Source organism: Streptomyces sp. NBC_00250 (genome assembly GCF_036192275.1).
Lineage (GTDB): Bacteria > Actinomycetota > Actinomycetes > Streptomycetales > Streptomycetaceae > Streptomyces.
Genome location: NZ_CP108088.1, coordinates 6,914,404 through 6,932,316 on the forward strand (window position 1 = coordinate 6,914,404; position 17,913 = coordinate 6,932,316).

Annotated in this window: 14 protein-coding genes; 3 read left to right on the forward strand and 11 right to left on the reverse strand. The window is 74.2% G+C overall.

The genetic code is table 11. The features are described from left to right. Window positions 1-12: 12 nt before the first annotated feature. From OG259_RS31305 to OG259_RS31340, 8 genes are all read right to left on the reverse strand, one after another. Window positions 13-2,781 carry a SpoIIE family protein phosphatase gene (locus OG259_RS31305; protein ID WP_328945303.1) on the reverse strand — a complete coding sequence of 923 codons (2,769 nt, stop codon included), beginning with the start codon at window positions 2,779-2,781 and terminating at the stop codon, window positions 13-15. Beyond that, window positions 2,778-4,844, reverse strand: a complete 2,067-nt coding sequence (locus OG259_RS31310; RefSeq protein ID WP_328945304.1) for a SpoIIE family protein phosphatase — start codon at window positions 4,842-4,844, stop codon at window positions 2,778-2,780. The genes OG259_RS31305 and OG259_RS31310 overlap by 4 nt, the downstream gene beginning before the upstream one ends. Before the next feature lie 103 nt (window positions 4,845-4,947). Beyond that, on the reverse strand, window positions 4,948-6,153 hold the full coding sequence (locus tag OG259_RS31315) for an MFS transporter (protein ID WP_328945305.1): 1,206 nt from the start codon (window positions 6,151-6,153) through the stop codon (window positions 4,948-4,950). Window positions 6,154-6,224: 71 nt separating this feature from the next. After that, complete coding sequence (locus tag OG259_RS31320) at window positions 6,225-6,665, reverse strand: hypothetical protein (protein WP_328945306.1); 441 nt, start codon at window positions 6,663-6,665, stop codon at window positions 6,225-6,227. A 125-nt stretch (window positions 6,666-6,790) separates the two neighbouring features. Continuing rightward, entirely contained in the window at window positions 6,791-8,239 is a 1,449-nt protein-coding gene (locus OG259_RS31325) for a peptidoglycan D,D-transpeptidase FtsI family protein (RefSeq protein ID WP_328945307.1), read from the reverse strand. 96 nt (window positions 8,240-8,335) lie between these two features. Next, a complete protein-coding gene (locus tag OG259_RS31330) occupies window positions 8,336-9,007 on the reverse strand; it encodes a response regulator transcription factor (RefSeq protein WP_328945308.1) in 672 nt (223 codons plus the stop codon). Next, a complete protein-coding gene (locus tag OG259_RS31335) occupies window positions 9,004-10,251 on the reverse strand; it encodes a sensor histidine kinase (RefSeq protein WP_328945309.1) in 1,248 nt (415 codons plus the stop codon). The genes OG259_RS31330 and OG259_RS31335 overlap by 4 nt, the downstream gene beginning before the upstream one ends. After that, window positions 10,248-11,279 (reverse strand): hypothetical protein, encoded by a 1,032-nt coding sequence (locus OG259_RS31340; RefSeq protein WP_328945310.1) that lies wholly within the window; start codon window positions 11,277-11,279, stop codon window positions 10,248-10,250. The genes OG259_RS31335 and OG259_RS31340 overlap by 4 nt, the downstream gene beginning before the upstream one ends. A 200-nt stretch (window positions 11,280-11,479) precedes the next feature. Between OG259_RS31340 and OG259_RS31345 the strand changes: the two genes are divergently transcribed. Next, the gene (locus OG259_RS31345) at window positions 11,480-11,977 is read left to right on the forward strand and encodes a cupin domain-containing protein (RefSeq protein ID WP_328945311.1); all 498 of its coding nucleotides are present in this window, start codon (window positions 11,480-11,482) and stop codon (window positions 11,975-11,977) included. 74 nt (window positions 11,978-12,051) lie between these two features. Here OG259_RS31345 and OG259_RS31350 read toward each other — a convergent pair whose 3' ends face one another. Next, entirely contained in the window at window positions 12,052-12,822 is a 771-nt protein-coding gene (locus OG259_RS31350; RefSeq protein ID WP_266890473.1) for an IclR family transcriptional regulator, read from the reverse strand. 150 nt (window positions 12,823-12,972) lie between these two features. Here OG259_RS31350 and OG259_RS31355 point away from each other — a divergent pair, with 150 nt between their 5' ends. Further along, complete coding sequence (locus OG259_RS31355; RefSeq protein WP_328945312.1) at window positions 12,973-14,472, forward strand: aldehyde dehydrogenase (NADP(+)); 1,500 nt, start codon at window positions 12,973-12,975, stop codon at window positions 14,470-14,472. Window positions 14,473-14,489: 17 nt separating this feature from the next. On the opposite strand, the gene OG259_RS31360 is transcribed toward OG259_RS31355, so the two are convergent. Beyond that, window positions 14,490-15,497 (reverse strand): zinc-dependent alcohol dehydrogenase family protein, encoded by a 1,008-nt coding sequence (locus tag OG259_RS31360; RefSeq protein ID WP_328945313.1) that lies wholly within the window; start codon window positions 15,495-15,497, stop codon window positions 14,490-14,492. A 101-nt stretch (window positions 15,498-15,598) separates the two neighbouring features. Here OG259_RS31360 and OG259_RS31365 point away from each other — a divergent pair, with 101 nt between their 5' ends. Continuing rightward, window positions 15,599-16,513, forward strand: a complete 915-nt coding sequence (locus OG259_RS31365; protein ID WP_328947232.1) for an AraC family transcriptional regulator — start codon at window positions 15,599-15,601, stop codon at window positions 16,511-16,513. A 9-nt stretch (window positions 16,514-16,522) separates the two neighbouring features. On the opposite strand, the gene OG259_RS31370 is transcribed toward OG259_RS31365, so the two are convergent. Next, window positions 16,523-17,902 (reverse strand): MFS transporter, encoded by a 1,380-nt coding sequence (locus tag OG259_RS31370; protein WP_328945314.1) that lies wholly within the window; start codon window positions 17,900-17,902, stop codon window positions 16,523-16,525. Between the last annotated feature and the right edge of the window lie 11 nt (window positions 17,903-17,913).

The following is a 17,913-nucleotide window of genomic DNA, read 5'->3' on the forward strand; positions in this document are numbered from 1 at the left end:
CGGTCCCGCCCTTCACCAGGCCAGATCCTCCAGCGCGTCCAGATCGGGCACCGCCGTCACGACCGGCTCCGCGTCGTCCGCACCCACCCGCAGCTCCGCCCAGATCGTCTTGCCGCGCCGGCCGTAGCGCGTCCCCCAGCGGTCCGCGTACTGCGCCACCAGATAGAGCCCGCGCCCGCCCTCGTCCGTCGCCGCCGCGTGCCGCAGGTGCGGCGAGGTGCTGCTGCCGTCCGACACCTCGCAGATCAGCGTCCGGTCGTGGAGCAGCCGTACCCGGACCGGATCGGCCCCGTACCGCACCGCGTTCGTGATCAGCTCGCTGAGGACCAGCTCCGCCGTGAACGCGAGACCGTCGAGACCCCACTCCGACAGCTTCGCCGCCGCCGCGTTCCGCACCGGAGAGACCGCCGACGGGTCCCGCGCCACCTCCCACTCGGCGATCCGCTCGCGGTCGAGCAACCGGGTCCGGGCCACGAGCAGCGCGATGTCGTCGCGTGGTGTGGGCGAGAGCAGGGTCGCGAGCACGTCCGCGCAGGTCTGCTCCGGGCTCCGGTCCGGGCGGGCGAGCGTGGACCCCAGCAGGCCGAGGCCCGTGTCGAGGTCCCGGCCCCGGTCCTCCAGGAGCCCGTCCGTGAACAGCACCAGTTTGGTGCCCTCCGTCAGCCGCAGCTCCGTCGCCTCGAACGGCACATCGCCCAGGCCGAGCCCGAGCGGCAGCCCCGGCGACAGCTCGGGGAACTCGACCCGCCCGTCGGGGCCCACGAGCGCGGGCCCGGGATGCCCCGCGCTGGCCACTGTGCACAGGCCCGACGCCGGGTCGTAGATCGCGTACAGACAGGTCGCGCCGGTGATGCCCTCCTCCCGCCGCCGCCCCTCGCCGTCCGGCCCCTCCGACTCCCGGTCGTCGATCCGGCCCGTCAGCTCGTCCAGGTGCCCGAGCAGCTCGTCCGGCGGCACGTCGAGCGTCGAGAAGTTGTGCACCGCCGTCCGCAGCCGCCCCATGGTGGCCGCCGCGTGCAGCCCGTGCCCCACCACGTCACCGACGACGAGCGCCACCCGCGCCCCCGGCAGCGGGATCACGTCGAACCAGTCGCCGCCCACCCCGGCCTTCGCCGGGAGATAGCGGTACGCCACGTCCACCGCGCTCTGGTCCGGCAGCACCCGGGGCAGCAGGCTCCGCTGGAGCGTCACCGCCATCGCGTGCTCCCGGGTGAACCGACGCGCGTTGTCGATGGCGACCGCCGCCCGCGCCGCCAGCTCCTCCGCGAACGACAGGTCCTCGTCCCCGAACGGCTCCGGGGTGTCCGCACGCCAGAAGTTCGCCATCCCCAGGACCACCCCACGGGCCAGCAACGGCACCGTGAGCAGCGAGTGCATCCCGAAGGCGAGGGCCTGCGCCGCCCCCTCCGGGTCCTGCTCCCGCCAGCCCTCCGCCGAGGCCAGCTCCGCCTGCACCACGGCGTGTCCCGCGCTCAGGGCCCTCGCCATGGGGGTGCTGGTGACGTCGAACCGTACGGTGTCCCCGACCGGCTGGAGCGGCTGGTCGGGCCGCAGCCCGCTCAGCGCCGTCCGCCGCATCTCCGTCGTCGCCGGGACGGACGCCGCGGGCTCCTCCCCCCGCAGCACGGGTTCGAGCAGCTCCACCGTCGCGAAGTCCGCGAACCGCGGCACCGCCACCTCCGCCAGCTCCTCCGCGGTCCGTACGACCTCCAGCGTCGTCCCGATCCGCACCCCCGCCTCGTACAACAGCTGGAGCCGGCCGCGGGCCACCGCCGCCCGGCCGGTCAGGGCGGCCAGCTCGGTGGTGTCCCGCATCGTCATCACGCAGCCGGACTCCCGCCCGTGCGGCAGCGTGGGCCGTACGCTCACGGCGAGCAGCCGGTCGCCCGCCCGGTGCACCTCGTCCGTCGCCGGCCGGCCCGACTCCAGGAGTTCGACCGTACGGGGATCGAGGCCCAGCTCCGAGACGTGCCGCCGCTCCGCGTCCGCGGTGAGACCGAGCAGCCGGCGCGCCTCGTCGTTGGCGAGCAGCAGCCGGCGGTCGGGGCCCACGATCAGGACCCCTTCGCGCACCGCGTGCAGCACCGCCTCGTGGTGCTCCTTCATCCGGGTCATCTCGGCCGGGCCGAGGCCGTGCGTCTGCCGCCGCAGCCTTCGGCTCACCAGGGCGGCGCCGCCCACGGCGAGCACGAGCGCCCCTCCCGCCGCGCCCACCAGCAGCGGCAGCCGCCCCTGCACAGCGTGGGAGATGTTCTCCACCTCGACGCCGCTGGTGACCAGGCCGACGATCTTTCCCTGGTCGTTCACGACCGGCACCACGGCCCGGACGGCGTCGTTGGGCGCGCCCCGGAACAGCTCGGTGAAGGACTCGCCGTCCACCACGGCGCGGTTGAGGTCGCCGGTCGCCTTGCGGCCGATCAGCTCCGGCTCCGAGTCGGTGTACCGCACTCCCTCCGGGTTCAGGACCGCGATGAAGTCCACTCCCGTCGCCCGCCGGGTCGCCTCCGCCCGGGCCTGGAGCACGGCCGTCGGATCGGGCGAGGCGAGCGCCGCGTCGACGCCGGGCGCCTTGGCGAAGGCCTCCGCGACCGCCAGCGAGCGGACCCGGGCGTCCCGCTCGGTGTCGCTGCGCGCCTGGTAGAACGTCACGAACACGGCCGCCGCGATCACCAGGAGCGCGATCAGCGCCTCCAGGGCGAACACCTGTCCGGCGACGCTGCGAAGGCCGTTCCCGTGGTCACCCGGGCCCTTCCCCCGCTCCCGACCGTCCCGCGCCGTCATCCCGTGCTCCGGGCGATGAGCAGCGCCACGTCGTCCGGCGCTCCCGGCCGGCGCAGTGCCCGAAGGAGCTCGTCACAGGTCTCCTCAAGGGGTCCGCGTGACTTGTCGATGAGGCCCACGAGCAGCGCGAGCCGTTCGTCGATGGCCTCGTGGCGGGTCTCGATCAGACCGTCCGTGTACAGCACGAGCCGGTCCCCGGGCCGGAACGGGACACGAGCCGTACGGAACGTGCCGCCGCCCACCCCGAGCGGCACCCCCGGCGGAACGTCCACCAGCTCGGCCGGGCCGTCCACCGGGACCCGCACGGGTGGCAGGTGCCCCGCGTTCGCGATCCGGCACCGGCCCAGGGCAGGGTCGTACACGGCGAAGAGACAGGTCGCGATGTAGTGCTCCAGGCCGGCCGTGATCCGGTCCAGATGACGCAGTACCTGGGCGGGCGACAGATCGAGGTCCGCGAACGCGCAGGTGGCGGTCCGCAGCCGTCCCATCGTCGCCGCCGCGTCGATCCCGCTGCCCATCACGTCGCCCACGACCAGCGCCGTCTTGTCCTCGGGCAACGGGATCACGTCGTACCAGTCGCCCCCTACCTCGCTCGACGCCTGCGCCGGCTGGTAGCGGGTCGCGACTTCGAGACCCGCCCGTTCCGGGGGCTTGCCCGGCAGCAGACTGCGCTGGAGCGTCACCGCCGAGTTCCGCACGCTCTGGTACCAGCGCGCGTTGTCGATGCTCACCGCCGCGCGGGCCGCGAGCTCCGTCGCGAGCAGGACGTCGTCCCCGTCGAAGGCCAGCGCGTTGCGGTCCCGTTTGAGGTCGAGCGCGCCGAGCACCTCCCCGCGCGCGATCAGCGGCACCGCCAGGTAGGAGTGGACCCCGGCCCGGGCGAGCAGCTCGGCCGCCTCCGGGCTCCGCGCGATCCGGGACAGGTCGCCGGGGCCGACGTGCTCCACCAGGACCGGAAGACCGGTGTGCACACACCGGGTGACGAGCCGGTCCGCCCCGTACATGGTGATCGCCCCGGGCGGGTCCGCCGCCGGCAGCGCCTCCGTCCGGGACGCGGCCTTCACCGCGAGCGCCCGGAACAGTTCGGGCCCCTCCTCGGGTGCGCCCGGCCTGCGCAGCGCGAGCACGGAGTCGAGGACGTCGACGGCGGCGATGTCGGCGAGCTCCGGCACGACCACCGAGGCCAGCTCGTCGGCCGTCTTCTCCACCTCCAGGGTGGTGCCGACCCGGGCCGAGGCGTCCGCGATGAGGGCGAGCCGTCGCCGGGAGCGGTCCGCGTCCGCGTCGGCCCGCATCCGTTCGGTCACGTCGATAACCGAGGCGGCGACCCCCAGGACCCGGTCCTCCGGCCCTTCCAGGCGGTAGAAGGACACCGACCAGGCGTGGTCGTGGTCCGGGTCGGCCGGGGTCCGTCCGACGGTGGGATGGTCGAGCAGCGGTGTGCCCGTCGCCAGGACGGCGCGCAGCGCGGCCTCCAGGGCCGGGGCGTCGACCTCGGGCACCATCTCTCCGATCCGCCGTCCGAGGTGCAGCGCGGCCGGGATCCCGTTGATCCGTTCCAGGGCCGGGTTCACCAGGACGTAGCGCAGCTCGGTGTCCAGGACGGCGAGGCCGATCGGGGACTGGGAGACGAGCCGGTCGGAGAGGGCGAGCTCGGCCTCGACCCGTTCGACGGCGGAGCGGTCGGCGGCGATCCCGAGCGCGTACAGACCCCCCAGGTCGTCGGAGAGCCGCATGTTCCGGAACTCCACGTTCCGTACGCTGCCGTCCTTGTGCCGTACGGGGAAGACGCCCGCCCAGGTCGTGCCCTCGCGCAGCACCTCGCCGAAGAGGCGCGTCGCCTCCTCCCGGTGGTCCGCGCCGACGACCAGCCGGCCCATGTACTGGCCCAGCGCCTCGTCGGCGCGGAACCCGAAGAGGTCCGCCGCCTGCGGACTCCACAGCACGATCCGGCCGTGGGCGTCGACGACGACGGCGGCGACCCCGAGCACGTCCAGCAACCCCGTGCCTTCGAGGGGCACACCGACCCGCCCCGTCGTCCCCGGGAAGGAACCGGCCGTCACACTGCCCTCCTCCCGCCACGCCCGCGCCTCCTTCCATGCTCGCCGCACGTCGGTCGCCCCGCACCGCGAGCGCCCGCGGGCCGCCCTCTGGGAGGCGGCGCTGTCAGCGGGCCGGGACGGGGGTCTCCGGGGTGCTCGTCGCCGGATCACGGTCGCGTCGCCCGCGCCGCCCCCGTATCGCGACTCCCGCCGCCCACCCCGTCCCCGCGAGCGCGAGCAGCGGCAGCAGGACGCGGACGTCGACCAGGGCGACAAGACCCGCGCCGAGGGCGAGGGCCAGCGCGTTCGGCGCCATGACCAGGGTGTTCGCGGTGGCCGCCACCCGGCCCACCGCCTCCGTCGGCGCCTCCCGCTGCACGGCCGTCATCACCGCCACGAGCACCCACGGCAGCCCGAGGCCGATCACCGCGCTCGCGGCCAGTGCCGTCGCCTCGTACGGCAGCGCCCGTACGCCCACCGCCACCGCGAACAGGGCGAGACCCGCCGCGGCGAGCGTCCGCTCCGGGGTCCTGCGCAGCAGCGGGCCGGTGACCAGGCCCGCGAGGACCGATCCCACGCCCTGCACCGCGTAGAGCACACCGGCGTACGCGGGCGCGTGCCCGAGCCCCCGGTCCACGACCGCGTAGATCGCGGCCCCGTTCACCCCGGCGAGCAGCATCGTGAACGCGCCCGTCGCGACCAGCGGCCGCAGGACCGGCGAGCCGCGGAGCAGCCGCACGCCCTCGGTGGTCTCCCGCCACCAGTGCCGGGACCCGGACCGGACCGGGCGCGTCTCGCGTACCGGCATCCACGCGAACAGGGCCGCCGCGAGCGCGAAGCTCGCCGCGTCGAGGAGGGCGACGGGCCCGCCCCCGTACCGGGCGAAGAGCCCCGCCGCCACCAGCGGGGCGACCAGCTTCATGGACTCGTTGGCGGTCATCCGCAGCCCGTTGAAGGTGCCGAGCCGCTTCTCGTCCAGGGCGGTCGCGATCAGGGCCTGCTCCGCCGCCTCGTGGACGGCGCCCTGCGCGCCGTAGAGCACGAGGACGGCGAAGAGCAGCCACACCCTGTCCGCCGACTCCACCCACAGGAGCAGCGGGAGGAGCACGGCCATCGCCGCGTTCAGCGCGACCAGGAGCGGCCGACGCCGTACCCGGTCGGCGAGCGTGCCGAGGAGCGGCCCGAGGAGGACGGGCGCCCACAGGGCGAAGGCGGCCAGGGCCGCGAGACTGTCGGAGCCCGTCAGCGACTTGACCCAGATCCCGGAGACCAGCCACATCGCCGTCGTCCCGAACCCGGACACGACGACACCTGTCAGATACCAGCGCATGACCTCAGGCTGGTCGCTGAGGTGGCCCCGGGGGATCGGGCATCTGCCCTAGTGGGCCGGCCCGTCGCGCCTCACGCGCCCGCGCCCTGCTCCTCGTACGGAGGCTCCGCGCGCGCCTTCTCGTACCGCAGAGCGAGACCCGTGACCACCGCGCCCAGCCCCTCCCACAGGCCCACGCCCAGGAATCCGGCCGGGGCGCGGCCGCCGACGACCGCGAGGGTGAAGACCGCGCAGGTGAGGAGCCGGAAGGGGACCGTCCAGCGGAAGAAGGGCTTCCAGTCGGCGAGCGCGGCCAGCACGTAGTACACGCCCATGTTGAGCGCGGCCATCGAGGAGGCGGTGAGGAACACCAGGGTGTGGTCGCCGTCCGCGCGCCCGCCCTCGGGCACCGGCTCGAAGCCCATCACCGTGAGCAGCGCGTCCGGTACGACCAGGCCCACCACCCCCAGCGCGGCGGCGAGCACACCGAAGACCGCGATGGTCCAGCCGGACAGGGAACGGGGCAGGCGCACGGCGGTCCTCCGCGAGGTGAGAGCAGGGTCAGCGGTTCGAATGCGTGCTCGGATACGAGCGTGACCCTGCATATCGCGTGACGGGCCCCGACGGCCAATCGGGGCCCCCGCCAAGCGGATTCACCTCACTTCAGCGCCGCCGCCATCATCTTCTGCGCCACGGGGGCCGCCAGGCCGTTGCCGCTGACCTCGGAGCGGGCCGCGCCCGAGTCCTCGATCATCACCGCGACGGCGACCTGCTTCCCCGTGGAGGGGTCCTTCGCGTACGAGGTGAACCAGGCGTACGGCGTCTTGCTGTTGTTCTCGCCGTGCTGCGCCGTACCCGTCTTGCCACCGACCTCGGCCCCGCTGATCGCCGCGTTGGAGCCCGTGCCCTCGTCCACGACCGTCCGCATCGCGCTGCGCAGCTGCTCCGCCGTCGACGAGGAGACGATCCGCTCGCTGTCGCCGTCCTTGAAGGTCGTGAGCGCGTCGCCGTCGGAGTCGACGACCTCCGACACCATGTGCGGGGCGGCCAGCAGACCGTCGTTGGCGATCGCCGCCGACACCATCGCCATCTGCAGCGGGGTGGCGGTCACGTCGAACTGGCCGATGCCGGTGAGCGCCGTCTGCGCCTTGTCCATGCCGGACGGGTACACGCTCGCGTAGGCGCGGACGGGGACGTCGAGCTCGGCGTCGTTGAAGCCGAACTTCTCGGCCATCGCCTTCACCTTGTCCTGCCCCAGGTCGGCGGCCATCTTGGCGAAGACGTTGTTGCAGGAGTAGCGGAGCGCCGTGCGGATCGTGGCGTTCTCGCAGGGCGCCGACGCGTTCTCGTTCTTCAGCACGGTCCGGGTGTTCGGCAGGGTGTACGGGTCGGGGCTCTCCGTCGCCGTGTCCACCGAGCCGTACAGACCGTCCTCCAGGGCCGCCGCCGCGACGACCAGCTTGAAGGTGGAGCCGGGCGGCAGCGGCTGCCGCAGCGCCCGGTTGACCAGCGGCTTGTCCTCGTCGGTGGTCAGAGCCTTCCAGGCGTCGCCGTTCGTCGTCCCGGCGATCTTCGACGGGTCGTAGGACGGGGTGGAGACCATCGCGAGGACGCGGCCGGTGGCCGGGTCGACGGCGACGGCCGCGCCCTTCTTGCTGCCCAGCGCCCGGTAGGCGGCCTTCTGCACGTCCGGGTCGATCGTGGTGACGACCGTGCCCGGCTCCTGCTGCTTGCGGGTGACGGCGTCGAGCGGGTTCTTCAGCCGGTCGTCGGTGCCGTCGAGGACGTCGGAGTAGATGCCCTCCAGCTGGGTGGCGCCGTACGCCTGCGAGCTGTAGCCGGTCACCGCGGCGTACAGCTCGCCGTCCGTGTACGTACGGCGGTACTCGAGGTCCGTTCCCTCCGTCTTCTTCGAGCCGGTGACCGGCGAGCCGGCCACGACGATGTTCCCGGGCGGCTGCGCGTACTGCGCGATCGTGTTCCGCCGGTTCTTCTTGTCGTTCGCGAGCGCCTTCGCCTCGTACGCCTGCACCCAGGTGGCCCGGCCCAGCAGGGCGAGCACCAGGAGCAGCACGAAGACCGAGGTGCGCCTGATCGTCTTGTTCATCGCACTTGTGGGGACGAACGACCCGGTACGGGACGTTCCGGGTGTGGCCCGTTTCTCAGTGAACCTTCATGTCGGCGGAGCTCGCGGTGGGCGCCGTCACCCCGCCCGGACGAACCCCGACTCGTACGCCAGGATCACCGCCTGCGTACGGTCCCGGGCGCCCGACTTCGCGAGGACCGCCGCCACGTGCGTCTTGACCGTGGCCGCGCCGACGCCCATCCGGCCCGCGATCTCGGCGTTGGTGAGGCCCGTCGCCACCAGGCGCAGCACCTCGGCCTCCCGTTCGGTCAGCCGCGCCACCCAGGGCGGCGCCACCGGCGCCCGGTGCCGGGCGTGCTCGGCGGCCAGGCCCCGTACCGCCGCCGGGTAGAGCAGCGAGTCGCTCCGCGCGACCAGCCGGACCGCGCTCACCAGATCCTCCGCCGCCGCCCGCTTGAGCAGGAAGCCGGCCGCGCCGACGCGCAGCGCGTCGTACACGTAGGCGTCGTTCTCGAAGGTGGTCACCACCACGATCCGGGGCGGCTCCGCCATCCCCGTGAGGATCTGCTCGGTGGCCCGGATGCCGTCGATCTCCGGCATCCGTACGTCCATGAGGACGACATCGGGCCGCTCGGCCCGCACCACCGAGACCGCCTCGGCGCCGGTGGACGCCTCGCCGACGACCTGCAGATCGGGCTCCGCGTCGAGGATGACCCGCAGGGCCGTCCGCACCATCCGCTCGTCGTCGGCCAGGACGACCCTGATCGTGGCGTTCGCCGGGGCGCTCATCGGGGGATCCGCACCGCGAGCCGCCAGACGCCGTCCGCCGGGCCCGCCTCCGCGGTGCCGCCCAGCAGCCGGGCCCGCTCGGTGACTCCGCGCAGTCCGCGACCGCCGTTCGGGCGGACGGCCGGGGGCCGCGCGGGCAGGGGGTTCTCCATGGTGATCTCCAACTCCTCGCTACGGGCGTCGAGCCGTACGGCGACGGGCTCCCCGCCCGCGTGCCGGGCCGCGTTCGTCAGCCCTTCCTGAACGATCCTGTACGTCTCCCGGGACAGCGCCTCCGGTACGGGCCCGAGGTCGCCGGACACGGTCAGCGCCACCTTCGGTCCCGCACCCCGCACCAGGGCCTCCAGGGCGTCAAGACCCGGACCGGGCCCCGGTCCTTCCCCGGCGTCCTCGTCGCGCCGCAGCAGCCCGAGGACCCAGTCCAGCTCGCCGACCGTGCGCCGGGTGGTCTCCTCGATCGCGGTCAGTGCCTCCCGGACGAACTCCAGGTCCGCCCCGTCGCCGCCGTCCAGGACCCGGCGGGCCGCACCCGCCTGGAGGGTGACCGCGCTCAGCGCGTGACCGACCGAGTCGTGCAGCTCCCGGGCCAGCCGGTTGCGGGACTCCGCCTCCGCCGCGCGCCGCTCGGCCGCCGCGAGCCGGTCCGCCGGACTCGGCCCGAGCAGCCGGGGCGCCTGCCGGGCGAGGAGGGCCCCGGTCGCGGCGGCCACGGCGGCGAGCGCGATCAGCATCAGGATCCCCGCCGGGATCGCGGCCCAGCTCCACCAGGGCCGGTCGAGACCCCAGAGCCGGCCGACCTCCGACTCCCGCAGCGCCGACGAGAACGGCAGCGCCAGCACGGACACCGCGAACGGCGGAAGCGCCAGCGTCGCCCCGCTGATCAGCGCCCCGGCGCCCAGGTGCAGCGTGAACCAGCCGGCCGTCCGGGCCTTCGCCTCCCTGCCCCGGGCCGGGCCGTCCGCCAACCCGTCCGCCGGAACCCCGCACAGCGCCCGCGCCGCGGCCACCGACATCGGCCGGGCCAACGGGAACAGCGCGGCGACCGCGACCAGCGGAAGTCCCACCGCGTACGCCCCGAACTGCACCGTGAGGCTCCCGGTGAACAGACCGCCCGCGTCGAGCAACGCCCCGACGACCACGGAGCCGACCATCCAGAACGGCATGAACAGCGCGCCGCCCACGATCAGATGGAGCCAGCGCCGTCTGGCCCGCTGCCCGAGGAGGGCGATCGCGCACCGTCTCACGCCTCGGCGCTCCGCCGCCGCAGGACCGCGGCCAGACAGGCGGCGAGGAGGAATCCGGTGATCATTTCGCCAGCGTAGGTCAGCTGCGCGAGGCCCGTGAGCCGCTTGGCGGGATCCGTGTCCGGCATCAGCGCGACCAGCGACATGTACGCGCCCCAGCAGCCCGCCGTGCCCGAGCCGATCCAGGCCAGGGCGACGACCGTGCGCGTCCTCAGGGTGGCGGGCCTGCGCAGGACGAGGAGGAGGGTGGTGGCCACGGCGACGACGAGGAAGGCGATCCACTGGGCTTCCAGGACGGTGAAGTCGACGTCGCGCTCGGCGATCTGACGGGGGGACAGGCCCTCGGTCGCGCCGGACAGCCACATCGTGTGGAGCGTGAGGGGGACGAGCGCGAGGACGGCGGCGGCCAGGGCCGTGGCCCGTACGCCCCGCCCGGCCGTACGGGCGGACAGCTCACCGAGGCGGCCGCGCACGAGCCGGCCCCAGCGGTCGCGCGCGTACAGCACGAAAAGGGTGCCCAGGGAGAGGCCCTGGAGGATGAAGCCGCCGTAGACGACGGCGAAGACCCAGGAGTCCAGGAAGGGTTCGGCGGGAGCGGCGGCCTGCTCGTCGCCGGTGAAGAGGGCGACCGCGAGCTGGGTGGGGTAGCCGGTCATGATCGGGGCGAGCAGCCCGGTCGCCGCCCACATCGGCAGCGCCAGGAGCCAGGCGGGCACCCGTTGTCCCCAGGGCCGGGTGAGGAGCAGGGCGAGGACGACCACCAGGGCGTCGGCCGCCACCGTGACCGAGTTGGCGACGATCAGCAGCTGCCGGTGCTCCAGGAGCACGCTCCCGGCGGGGATGCCGATCTCGCTGCCGGCCACCCAGGCGACCTTGAGCGAGACGTAAGGGAGGCAGGCGAGGATCGCCAGCACGCGCAGGGCGCGGCGGAAGCCGCCGGTCCGGCGGTCTCCGGCGGTTCCGGGGTCGTCCGTGGTTCCGTGGTCGGCGCCGGGCGCCGGGGCGGGGAGGTGAGCGGTCCGTGTCATGGCTCCACGCTCCCGCGCGGACCCCCGGCGCCACCTCCTGCGGACCGGTGATCCGCCTCCGCCGCGCGGGGGAGGCGCCCTCGTCCCCGGGGTGTGACGCGGTACGCCGTGCGACGGCTTCGGGCGGAGTGAATTGACCCACGTTTCTGTAGATCAATTGAACCCTTCCCAAGGGTCAATGAGGCCCTAGAGTAGTGATCATGAACGAGAACGCGCCCTTCGCCCCGCTCCTGACCCGCGCCGCCACCGCCGAGACCACCGCGGACCCCAGCAGCGTCATGACCCTCCTCGCCGACTCCGGCACCACCGGCGGACAGCTCACCAGCTACCGCTCCACCTTCGCGAAGGGAGCGGTCGGCGCCCCGGCGCACTTCCACACCAAGGCGTCGGAGATGTTCTACGTGATCGACGGCTCGCTCCAGGTCCTCGTCGACGAGGAGCTGTCCGTCCTGGAGAAGGGCGACTTCCTGCTCGTCCCGCCGCACACCCCGCACGCCTTCGCGGCGGCGCCCGGCGCCGAGGCCGACGTGCTGTTCGTCTTCACGCCCGGCATGGCCCGCTTCGACTACCTGCGCCTCCTCGGCCGGGTCATGCGGGGCGAGGCGAGCTTCGAGGAGATCAAGGCCTCCTCGGAGCAGTACGACAACCACTACGTGGACAGCCCGGTCTGGCAGAAGGCGCTCGCCGAGCGCGGCTGATCCCCCGGCGGGAGGCTCACGCGCGGCTGCCCCCGGCGGGAGGCTCGCGTGTGCCTGACCTCCCGGCGGGAGGCTCAGAGGCGGCGGGTCGCCAGCGTCAGCCGGTCCCGGGCGTCGAAGAGCGCGTCCTTGATCATCTGCTCGTGGGCCGGGGTGAGCCGCGCCACCGGCACCGAGCAGCTGATCGCGTCCCGCGCCGGGGTCCGGTACGGGATGGCGACGCCGAAGCAGCGCAGCCCGAGCGTGTTCTCCTCGCGGTCCACCGAGATGCCCTGCTCACGGATGACGCGCAGCTCCTCGATGAGCTGCTCGCGGTCGGTGATCGTGTGCTCGGTCAGGGCCGGGAGGGTCTCCGGGAGCAGCTTGCGCACCTGCTCGTCGGTGTGGGTGGCGAGCAGCGCCTTGCCGAGCGAGGTCGAGTGCGCGGGCAGCCGGCGCCCGACCCGGGTGAACGGCCGCAGGTAGTGCTGGGACTGGCGGGTCGCCAGATAGACGACGTTGGTGCCGTCGAGCCGCGCCAGGTGGATGGTCTCGGTGGTGTCGTCGGAGAGCCGGTCCAGGGTGGGCCGGGAGGCGGCCACCACCTCGTCGCCGTCGATGTACGAGGTGCCGACGAGCAGCGCCCGTACGCCGATGCCGTACCGGGTACCGGTCGCGTCCGTCTCCACCCAGCCCAGCTCGACCAGGGTGCGCAGCAGCATGTACAGGCTGGACTTGGGGTAGCCGACGGCCTCCTGGACCGCGGCGAGCGAGTGCATCCCCGGGCGCCCGGCGAAGTATTCGAGCAGCTCCACGGTCCGCACCGCGGACTTCACCTGCGCTCCGCCCGCGTCGGCAGTCGCCATGACCCTCGCCCCTTTTCCGTCGTCCGGTCGTCCCGTGGCCACCTGGCCGAACGGGGCCCCTTGTGGAGACGGCCGGGCCGTCCCTAAAGTCCCGTACAGATGCGTTCATCTACGGGAACTGTGTTCAGAATAGCGAACAGGGGCGTGGCGGTGGCGGCAGAACCAGTGTGGAGCGTGGACCCCCGGACGGGGAAGCCGCGCGAGCGGGTCGCGGTGGAGGCGACGGCGGCGGACGTCGACCGGTCCGTACGGGCCGCGCACGCGGTCCGCGAGGCCCTCGCCGACCGGACCGTGCGGGCCGCCTTCCTCCGTACCGCGGCCGGCCTCCTCCACGAGGCGGGCGGAGAGATCGTCGAGACCGCCGATGCCGAGACCGCCCTCGGGCCGGTCCGCCTCACCAGCGAACTCGCCCGCACCGTCGCCCAGTTGAGGGCCTTCGCCGAGGTCGTCGAGGAAGGCTCCTTCCTCGACATCCGGATCGACCTGCCCGACCCCGCGGCGATCCCGCCCCGGCCCGACCTGCGCCGCTGGAAGATCCCGCTCGGCGTCGTCGCCGTCTACGCCGCCAGCAACTTCCCGCTCGCCTTCTCCGTCCCCGGCGGCGACACCGCGAGCGCCCTCGCGGCCGGCTGCCCCGTGGTGATCAAGGCCCATCCCGACCACCCGGCCACCTCCGAACTCTGCGCCTCGCTGCTCCGCAGGGCCGCCGCGGAGGCAGGCCTCCCCGAGGACGTCGTCGTCCTCGTCCACGGCTTCGACGCGGGTGTCGAGCTGGTCCGCCACCCGCTCGTCTCGGCCGCCGGATTCACCGGCTCGGTCCGCGGCGGCCGGGCCCTCTTCGACGCGGCCGCCGCCCGGCCCGTCCCCATCCCCTTCCACGGCGAACTCGGCTCCCTCAACCCGGTCGTGATCACCCCGGCCGCCGTCGAGGAGCGGGCCGAGGAGATCGGAGCCGGCCTGGCCGGCTCCATGACGCTGGGGCAGGGCCAGTTCTGCACCAAGCCCGGCTTCGTCCTCGCCCCCTCGGGCGACGCGGGCGACCGCTTCGTCGACGCGCTGACGGACTCCCTGCGCGACGCCGAGCCCGGCGTGATGCTCGACCACCGGATGCGGGACCACTTCCTCACCGGCACCGACGGGATGGCCCGGATCCCCGGCGTCACCGCGCCGGTCCGGCCCGCCGCCGGGGGGCCGCACACCGTCAAGGCCGGTTTCCTGGCCGTCGACGCCAAGACCCTGCTCGACGGCCCGCACCCCGGCCTCGTGGAGGAGGTCTTCGGCCCGGTCACCGTCGTCGTCCGCTACGACTCCCGTACGGAGGTCACCGAGGTCCTCTCCCGGGTGCCCGGCAACCTCACCGCCACCCTGCAGATCGCCGAGCGGGACCAGGACGAGGACGCGGCCCCGCTCCTCGCCGAACTCACCCCGCTCGCGGGCCGCGTCCTCGTCAACGGATGGCCCACCGGCGTCGCCGTCGCCGCCGCCCAGCACCACGGCGGCCCCTACCCGGCCACCACCTCCACCGCCACCTCGGTCGGCGCGACCGCGATCGAGCGCTGGCTGCGCCCGGTCACCTACCAGTCGACCCCCGGCCACCTGCTCCCGCCGGAGCTTCGCGACGACAACCCGCTGGGCCTGCCCCGCCACTGAGTCCCGGCCGTCCCGGTTCACTCCCCGACGCGCACCACGATCTTCCCGAGGTGCTCGTTGGACTCCATCAGCCGATGGGCGTCGGTGATCCGCTCCAGACCGTCGAAGGTCTCGGCGATCACCGGCGCGAGGGAACCGTCGCGCAGCCCCGAGCCGATGAACCCGGCCGCGCGGCGGCGCCCCTCCGCGGTCCTGGCGAGCGCCCCGTTGGCGTACGTGTGGACCGTCTGCGGCCAGTTCGTCGACAGGGCCACCGGCCGCGGGTCGAGCCAGCCGTACAGCACGGCCGTGCCCCCGGGCCGCAGCGCGTCCCCGAGCCGGGCGAACCCGGGCCCGCCGATCGCGTCGAAGGCGAGATCGGCGCCCGCCCCGCCGGTGATCCGCCGCACCTCCGCCACAAGGTCCTCGGTGTCCGTCGCGATCACCTGAGCGGCCCCGAGCTCCAGAAGCCGCTTCCGCTTGCCCTCGCCGCGCGTGGTGGCGATCGGCACGGCCCCGACGCGCAGCGCCGTCTGGATCGCGGCCGTCCCCACCCCGCTGGACGCCCCGGTGATCACCACGTGGTCGCCGGGGCCGAGGCCGCCGGTCAGCACCATGCCGCCGTACGCCGTGAAGTACGTCAGCCAGACCGCCGCCGCCGTCACCGCGTCCACCCCCTCGGGCCGGGCCACCACGTACTCCTCGGGCAGCACCACCCGCTCCGCGTGCACCCCGTACACCCCGAAGTCGAAGTTGGCCGCCGCCATCACCGGATCTCCGGGCGCGTACGCGGTGACCCCCGCGCCGACCGCCTCCACGACGCCCGCCGCCTCGTAGCCGAGCCGCGAACCCGGCAGCGTCGCCGGGTAGTAGTAGGCACCCGCGCGGAACAGCGCCTCGGCCCGGTTGAGCCCGATCGCCTCGACCCGTACGAGCACCTCGCCGGGCCCGGGGGCCGGCAGCGGCACCTCCTCCACGGTGAGGACCTCGGGCCCGCCGGTCCGATGGAAGAGAACTGCCCTGGTGGTCATGTCCGTTGTCGTCATGAACAAGACGCTACGAGCGCGCGGTGAGACGATCCATGTCCCGACAGCTCCCGTCGATGTCCGATCGTCTCGCCCGTCTCGACGAGGAGTACGGTGCCGGGATGGACGTACTGAGCGATGCCATCGCCGCCATGCGCACCGGGCGCCCCCACTCCTCCCGCACGGTCCGCTTCGCCCCCTGGGGCCTCCGCTTCCCCCCGAGCGAGGGCGCCGGATTCCATGTCGTCCTCCAGGGCACCGCGTGGCTGCTGCCCCCGGACGGCGCCGCCCCCGTCAGACTCGGCCCCGGCGATGTCGTCCTCCTCGCCCACGGCACCGGCCACGGCCTCGCCGACCGGCCCGACACGCCCCTCGTCGACGCCCTGCCGGCCCCCGACGGCTCCTGGCCCACCCCGCCCGACCGGGGCCCGATCGGCGCCGAGGACACCCTGCTCCTCTGCGGCGCCTACCAGCTCAGCCGCGCCCGGGCGCACCCGCTCCTCACCGATCTGCCCCCGTACGTGCACCTGCCCGCCCGGGTCGGCGCCCACCCCCGGCTGCGCGCCGCCGTCGACCTGCTCGGCGCCGAACTCGCCGAACCCCAGCCGGGATCCGACGCGATCGTTCCCGCCCTGCTCGACACCCTGCTGCTCTACCTGCTGCGCACCTGGTGGCTCACCGAACGCGCCGACCGCTCCACCGGCTGGTCGGCCGCCCTCGGCGACCCGGCGGTCGCCGTCGCCCTCCGCGCCCTGCACGGTGACCCCGCGCGTGCGTGGACGGTCGAGGAACTCGGCGCCCTGAGCGGCCTCTCCCGGGCCGCCTTCGCCCGCCGGTTCACCGCCCTGGTCGGCCGCGCACCCCTCTCGTACCTCACCTGGTGGCGCATGACCGCGGCGGGCCGGCTGCTCCGCTCCGACGACCTTCCGCTCCGCACGGTCGCCCAACGCTCCGGCTACTCCTCGGAGTTCGCCTTCGCCAAGGCCTTCAAACGGGAGTACGGCGTGGCCCCGGGCCAGTACCGCAAGGGCGCCTGAAGCCGGAGCTCAGGCCCTGCGGCCCGGCAGGCGGAGGGAGGCCAGGGCCGTCAGAGTCAGGAGGCCCGCACTGATCAGGAGGCCGGCGCGGAGGGCCGATTCCATGGACTCGGCCGCCATCGAGCCGAAGACCGCGATCGCGAGGGCGCCCGCCGTCTGCCGGACCGCGTTCAGGAGGCCCGCGGCCGTGCCCGCCCGATCCGCCGGGACCGCCTCCATCATCGAGGCGATCAGCGGCGGCAGCGAGAAGCCCGCCCCGAGCGCGAGCGGTACGAGCAGCAGCGCCTGCGCCGCCCGGGAGGAGTCCGCGTCCACCGTGAGCAGCCCGAGCAGGCCCGCCACCGCGACCGCCTGGCCGACGACGATCGGCAGCCTCGCCCCGTACCGCGCCGCGACCTTCGCCGACAGGATGTTCACCGCGGCGAGGAGTCCCGTCATCGGCAGGAACATCAGCCCGGCGGCCAGCGGCGAGAGGCCGAGCACCTGCTGGAAGAAGAGGCTGAAGACGAAGAGCATTCCGTAGAAGGCCACGCTGTTCGCCGAGCCCGCCGCCACCGCGACCGCCACCGTCGTGTTCCGGAACAGACCCAGCGGCACCACCGGGTGCCGCCGCCGCGTCTCGATCACCAGGAACGCGGCGAAGGCGACAGCCGCGACACCCAGCGCCCACCAGGCCTCCGTGCCGCCCTCGATGGCGGCGAAGGTGAGCGCCCCGAGCGCCGTCATCGCCGTCAGCTGCCCCGGCAGGTCGAGCGGGGCGGGCCGGCGGGCCGAACGCGCCACCCGGGTCAGCAGGGCGAGCGCGAGCAGGCCCAGCGGCAGGTTCACGAAGAAGATGCCCCGCCAGCTCCACGCCGTGGTCAGCGCCCCGCCCACGACCGGACCGAGCGCCACCGCGACCGTGCCGCCCGCCGCCCACAGCGACACCGCGCGGGCCCGCCGCCCCGGATCTCCGTACGCCTCCCGTACGAGCGCGAGCGAGGCCGGCAGCATCACCGCGGCCGCCGCGCCCTGCACGGTGCGGGCCGCGAGCAGCGACGGAAGGCCGGGGGCCAGGCCGCAGGCGGCGGAGGCCAGGACGAAGACGACGACCCCGGTGCCGTACGCCCGGCTCGCACCGATCCGGTCGGCCAGCGCCCCGCTGGACAGCAGCAGCGCGGCGAAGACCAGCGTGTACGAGTCCACCACCCACTGGAGCCCCGACATCCCCGCCCGCAGGTCGGTGCCGATCGCCGGCAGGGCGACGTTCACGACGGAGGTGTCGAGGGTGATGAGGGCGAACCCGAGCATGGCGGCGGCCAGTGCGGGGCCCGGCGAGGCGGGGCGCTCCGGGGCGCTCGCGGGGGAGGGAACGGCAACAGCGGCTTGTACGAGGTCGGTTGAGGACATGCCTCCAGCTT